The 1,653-nt window shown below is 69.0% G+C and carries 2 protein-coding genes; both read right to left on the reverse strand.

The features are described from left to right. A partial coding sequence (locus AC07CM_RS50865) for an acyl-CoA carboxylase subunit epsilon (protein WP_478883353.1) occupies window positions 1–52 on the reverse strand: 52 nt, incomplete at its 3' end. A 24-nt stretch (window positions 53–76) separates the two neighbouring features. Beyond that, window positions 77–1,653, reverse strand: a 1,577-nt coding sequence (locus AC07CM_RS50870) for an acyl-CoA carboxylase subunit beta (RefSeq protein WP_478883352.1), incomplete at its 5' end; no start/stop codon positions are given.

Consider the following 1,653-nt stretch of genomic DNA (forward strand, 5'->3'; position numbering starts at 1 on the left):
CGGCGGCCAGCTCCTCCGGGGTCGGGTTGCCTCGTACGACCTTGATGTTCATGACCGCTCCAAGGGTCCGCGGGGCTTAGAGGGGGATGTTGCCGTGCTTCTTCGGAGGCAGGGATTCCCGCTTCGTGCGCAGCTGACGCAGGCCGCGGACGATGTGGGCGCGGGTGTCGGACGGCATGATCACCGCGTCGACGTAGCCGCGCTCGGCCGCGACGTAGGGGTTGAGCAGGGTGTCCTCGTACTCCTGGATCAGGCGCGCGCGGACCGCCTCGAGATCCTCGCCGTTCGCCTCCGCCTCGGCGATGGTCCGGCGGTGCAGGATGTTGACCGCGCCCTGGGCGCCCATCACGGCGATCTGGGCGGTCGGCCAGGCGAGGTTCAGGTCGGCGCCCAGGTGCTTGGAGCCCATGACGTCGTAGGCGCCGCCGAAGGCCTTGCGGGTGATGACCGTGATGAGGGGGACCGTGGCCTCGGCGTAGGCGTAGATCAGCTTGGCGCCGCGGCGGATGATGCCGGTGTGCTCCTGGTCGACGCCCGGCAGGAAGCCCGGCACGTCCACGAAGGTGAGCACCGGGACGTTGAAGGCGTCGCAGGTGCGCACGAAGCGGGCGGCCTTCTCGGAGGCGTCGATGTCCAGGCAGCCGGCGAACTGCATCGGCTGGTTGGCGACGATGCCGACGGGGTGGCCCTCGACGCGCCCGAAACCGGTGACGATGTTCGGTGCGAACAGCGCCTGCGTCTCGAAGAACTCGGCGTCGTCCAGGACGTGTTCGACCACCGTGCGGATGTCGTACGGCTGGTTCGCGCTGTCCGGGACGAGCGTGTCCAGCTCGCGGTCCTCGTCGGTGAGGGCGAGGTCCGCCTCCTCCGGGAAGACCGGGGGCTCGGAGAGGTTGTTGGACGGCAGGTACGACAGCAGCTGCTTGACGTACTCGATGGCGTCCTTCTCGTCGCCCGCCATGTGGTGGGCCACGCCGGAGGTGGAGTTGTGGGTGCGGGCGCCGCCCAGCTCCTCGAAGCCGACGTCCTCGCCGGTGACGGTCTTGATGACGTCCGGGCCGGTGATGAACATGTGCGAGGTCTGGTCGACCATCACCGTGAAGTCGGTGATCGCGGGCGAGTAGACCGCGCCGCCCGCGCAGGGGCCGACGACCAGGCTGATCTGCGGGATGACACCGGAGGCGTGGGTGTTGCGGCGGAAGATCTCGCCGTAGGCGCCCAGGGAGGCCACGCCTTCCTGGATGCGGGCGCCGCCGGAGTCGTTGATGCCGATGACCGGGCAGCCGGTCTTCAGCGCGAAGTCCATGACCTTGACGATCTTCTGGCCGTAGACCTCGCCCAGCGCACCGCCGAAGACGGTGAAGTCCTGCGAGAAGACGGCGACCGGGCGGCCGTCGACCGTGCCGTAGCCGGTCACGACGCCGTCGCCGTACGGGCGGTTCTTCTCCAGGCCGAAGTTGCTGGAGCGGTGGCGGGCGAACTCGTCGAGCTCGACGAACGAGTCCTCGTCGAGGAGGAGTTCGATGCGCTCACGGGCCGTCAGTTTGCCCTTGGCGTGCTGCTTCTCGACGGCGCGCTCCGAGCCGGCGTGCGTCGCCTCGTCGATACGGCGCTGCAGATCCGCGAGCTTGCCCGCGGTCGTGTGGATGTCGA

The sequence above is a fragment of the Streptomyces sp. NPDC044061 genome (assembly GCF_056434305.1).